Consider the following 4,288-nt stretch of genomic DNA (forward strand, 5'->3'; position numbering starts at 1 on the left):
CCGCACGCGCTGCGTGCGGGGCCCCTGTGCTCTGTCAGGCTGCCGGCGGCCGGGTCAGCCCTGACCGAACTCCGAGTACGGGATCACGTCGTCCTCGGCGGGCGCCGTGACGTCGACCGGCTCGCCCCACTTGCTGAACGTGGACTCGACGACCATCTCCTGGCCCTCGACCTCCATCGTGATGTCGGCCTCCACGGGCAGGCCCCGCGGGTCCACCTTGTAGATCGCGGAGATCTCGCCGAGCTGGTCCGCGGTCGACGCGTCGATGCCCGCCGTGCCGTCCTTCACCTTGGAGGGGTCGATCGTGGCCGTGTAGACCTGGGTCTCGACCCCGTCGACGGTCTCGGTGCCGGTGTGCTCGAACGAGGTGACGGCGTCCGCCATCGCCTCTGCCTGCGAGGCGGTGTCCATGGACTCCATCGAGTCGATCGTGCCTGCGAGGGCCGGGTCCTCCGCCATGTCCTCAGCGGTCATCGACAGGTACTTGCCCTGGGTCATCTCCCCCATGGACAGGTAGATCGTGCCGTCGAGCAGCACGATGTCCATGTCCATGCCCATGACCGCCATGGACATCTGCATGGTCGTCTCGTCGAACGTCGGGCCGTAGGCCACGTCGGCCGACGTGGTGCTCTCGGTCATCCCGGCCGACTCGGCGAGCTCACCCGAGTACGTCAGCTCCATGTGCGCGCTCGACGCCTCTTCCTGCGCGGCCTGCATCTGCCCGGCCAGGTCCGTCATCGTCGAGACCGTCGCGATCTTCGCCGCCGGCTCCTCGGCGGCCTGCTCGCCGGCGGCGGGTGCCGCGGGCTCCTCGCTCCCGCAGGCGCTCAGGGCGAGGGCGACCAGGCCCGCCGATGCCAGGGCCACGGTCTTCTGGGGGACGCGCATGATGCTCCTTCTCAGGGAATCGTGAGATTTTATTGCATCACGGGACCGTCGCGCGGTGAGCGGGTCGGACCGCATCGTCTCGGATCGTTGTCGATCCGTGTCCCCGCGTCCTCGGCCCTCAGACGCCCTCCCGAGGAACGGCGAAGGGCCCCGCACGCGAGTCGCGTGAGGGGCCCTCCGATGAGCAGAAGCCTCAGTGGGCGTGCTGCCCGCGGCTGAACTCGAACACCCAGCCGACGAGGCCGATGACGCCGAGGATGAAGCCGATGTAGAGCACCCACCAGCCCACGGCAAGCCCGAGGAATGCGATCGCGGCGGCGGCGGCGATCACCAGCGGCCACCAGCTCCACGGCGAGTACACGCCCTGGTCGCCGGCGCCCTGCTCGATCTCGCCCTCCTCGTCGTCCTCCGGTCGGGGGTCGATGCGACGGGCGGTGAGCGCGAGGTAGGCGCCCACCATCGCGACGAGCGCACCCACCAGCGGGATGCCGAGGTAGCCGACCGGCTCCTGGAAGTGCGTGACGAAGCCGTAGATCACTCCGACGAGCACGAAGAACGGCGCGAGGAACAGGAAGAGCTTGATCTCGATCTTCACTTGCGGTTCTCCTCCTCGTCGTCGATCACCGTGGTGGTCGACTGGGCGGCGGACGACTGCGCGTTGTCGCGACGCTCCTCGACCAGCTGCTGGTGTCCGCGCCGGTCCGGGTCACCGTAGACCTGGACCAGCGGCCCGTGACCCGGCGCCTGCTCCATGGCCGCGACCTCGGGGTGGTGCAGGTCGAAGGCCGGCGACTCCGAGCGGATGCGCGGCAGCGAGGTGAAGTTGTGCCGCGGCGGCGGGCAGCTGGTGGCCCACTCGAGCGAGCGGCCGTAGCCCCACGGGTCGTCGACGGTGACCTTCGGCGCGTTGCGCCAGGTCGTGTAGACGTTCCAGAGGAACGGCAGCGTGGAGGCCGCCAGGATGAACGCGCCGATGGTCGACACCTGGTTCTCCCAGGTGAAGCCCTCCTCGGGCATGTAGTCGGCGTACCGACGGGCCATGCCCTCCACGCCCAGCCAGTGCTGGATGAGGAACGTCATGTGGAAGCCGACGAACAGCAGCCAGAAGTGGACCTTGCCGAGCCGCTCGTTGAGCATCCGGCCCGTGAACTTCGGCCACCAGAAGTAGAAGCCGGCGAACATCGCGAACACCACGGTGCCGAAGACCACGTAGTGGAAGTGCGCCACCACGAAGTACGAGTCGGACAGGTGGAAGTCCAGGGCGGGGCTGGACAGGATGATGCCCGTCAGCCCGCCGAAGAGGAAGGTCACGAGGAAGCCGATCGACCACAGCATCGGTGTCTCGAACGTGAGCTTCCCGCGCCACATCGTGCCGATCCAGTTGAAGAACTTCACGCCGGTCGGGATGGCGATCAGCATCGTCATGAAGGCGAAGAACGGCAGGAGCACCGCGCCGGTCACGTACATGTGGTGGGCCCACACCGTCACGGACAGCGCCGCGATCGCGATCGTCGCGTAGATCAGGCCCTTGTAGCCGAAGATCGGCTTGCGGCTGAAGACCGGGAAGATCTCCGACACGATGCCGAAGAACGGCAGCGCGATGATGTACACCTCGGGGTGGCCGAAGAACCAGAACAGGTGCTGCCAGAGGATCGCCCCGCCGTTCTCGGGGTTGAAGACCTGCGCCCCGAGGCGGCGGTCGGCGCCCAGCGCGAAGAGCGCGGAGGCCAGCGGCGGGAAGGCCATCAGCACGAGGAGGCTCGTGACGAGCGTGTTCCACGTGAAGATCGGCATCCGGAACATGGTCATGCCCGGCGCGCGCATCGTGATGATCGTGGTGATGAAGTTGACGGCACCGAGGATGGTGCCGAAGCCCGCCAGCGCGAGGCCGAACACCCAGAGGTCTCCGCCTAGCCCTGGACTGAACGTCGTGTTCGACAACGGTGCGTAGGCGAACCAGCCGAACGACGCGGCACCCTGCGGGGTGAAGAAGCCCGCCGCCGCGATGAGGCCGCCGAAGAGGAACAGCCAGTACGCGAACATGTTGAGCCGCGGGAACGCGACGTCGGGCGCGCCGATCTGCAGGGGCATGATCACGTTGGCGAAGCCCGCGAACAGGGGCGTCGCGAACAGCAGCAGCATGATCGTGCCGTGCATCGTGAAGAGCTGGTTGTACTGCTCCTTGCTCTGCACCACCTGCAGGCCGGGCATGAACAGCTCGGCGCGGATCAGCAGGGCGAGGATGCCTCCCACCGCGAACCAGATGAACGACGTGATGAGGTACAGGTAGCCGATCGTCTTGTGGTCGGTGGAGGTGATCCACTTGACCACGGTGCGACCGAGGTTCTGGCGCTTCGGCGCGAGACCGGGGATGACCTCGACGTCGTGCGCGGGGGCAGTCGTGGCCGCCATCAGTTCTCGACCTCCGGGAGGGTGTCTTCCTGCGGGAAGTTCGCGTCGTGCTGCTGGCGGTTCAGGTCGAGCCCGAGCTCGCCCGTCTGCCCCGCGGCCTCGAGGTCGGCCATGTGGGCGTCGTACTCCGCCTGCGAGACGACCTTGACGTTGAAGAGCATCCCGGAGTGGAACTCGCCGCAGAGCTCGGCGCACTTGCCGGCGTACGTGCCCTCACGGGTCGGGGTGACCTGGAAGGTGTTGGTACGGCCCGGGATCATGTCCTGCTTGTACAGGAAGGCGGGGATCCAGAACGAGTGGATGACGTCGCGGGAGTCCAGCGTGAACTCGACCGTCTGGTCGACCGGGAGGTACAGCGTCGGGACGTCCTTCGACGTGCCCGGGGCACCGTCGACCTCGTCGTCGATCGTCTGGCCGCCGACGTCGAGCAGGTGCTGCCCGGATTCGTAGACGTCGGAGTCCAGGTAGTTGAAGTCCCAGCTCCACTGCTTGCCGATGACCTGGATGTTCACGTCCGGCTCGGCGCTGGTGTCCTGCACGGCCGACATGTCGCGGTCCGTGTAGAAGAACAGGACCAGGATCATGATCGTCGGCACGGCCGTGTACATGATCTCGAGCGGCATGTGGTAGCGCGTCTGGATCGGGAGCTGGTGGTCGTCCCGGCGCTTGCGGTACGCCGCGACGCACCACAGCATCAGGCCCCACGTGATCACACCGACGATCAGCGCCGCGATCCAGGAGCCGACCCAGAGGTTGGTGATTCGCTCGGTCTGGTTGGTCACCTCCCCGTCGCTGTAGCCGGGCAGGTATCCGCGCTTGACGGAGTCGCTGGCACAACCGGAGGCCAACACGGCGACGGCGCCGGCGATAGCCGTCGCGCGCAGGATGACCCGCCGGGTGCGGGTGGGGCTCTTCGAGTGCAAGGGAGGCCTTTCACGTCACGTCCTGCCCGACCGCCACGGCCCCTCTGGGCAACAGGCACGCGGAC

Annotated in this window: 4 protein-coding genes; all 4 read right to left on the reverse strand. The window is 67.4% G+C overall.

What is annotated here, in order from left to right; translation table 11 throughout:
- Positions 1-54: 54 nt before the first annotated feature.
- Complete coding sequence (locus ACFWEK_RS19395) at positions 55-888, reverse strand: LppX_LprAFG lipoprotein (RefSeq protein ID WP_430555098.1); 834 nt, start codon at positions 886-888, stop codon at positions 55-57.
- Positions 889-1,081: 193 nt separating this feature from the next.
- Positions 1,082-1,483: a cytochrome c oxidase subunit 4 gene (locus ACFWEK_RS19400; protein WP_429764282.1), complete on the reverse strand. Its 402-nt coding sequence runs from the start codon at positions 1,481-1,483 to the stop codon at positions 1,082-1,084.
- Positions 1,480-3,300: a cytochrome c oxidase subunit I gene (ctaD, locus tag ACFWEK_RS19405; protein ID WP_430545217.1), complete on the reverse strand. Its 1,821-nt coding sequence runs from the start codon at positions 3,298-3,300 to the stop codon at positions 1,480-1,482. The genes ACFWEK_RS19400 and ctaD overlap by 4 nt, the downstream gene beginning before the upstream one ends.
- Positions 3,300-4,223, reverse strand: a complete 924-nt coding sequence (coxB, locus tag ACFWEK_RS19410; protein ID WP_430545216.1) for a cytochrome c oxidase subunit II — start codon at positions 4,221-4,223, stop codon at positions 3,300-3,302. Before coxB ends, ctaD begins: the two co-directional genes overlap by 1 nt.
- Between the last annotated feature and the right edge of the window lie 65 nt (positions 4,224-4,288).

The sequence above is a fragment of the Isoptericola sp. NPDC060257 genome (assembly GCF_042726645.1).
GTDB lineage: Bacteria > Actinomycetota > Actinomycetes > Actinomycetales > Cellulomonadaceae > Isoptericola > Isoptericola nanjingensis.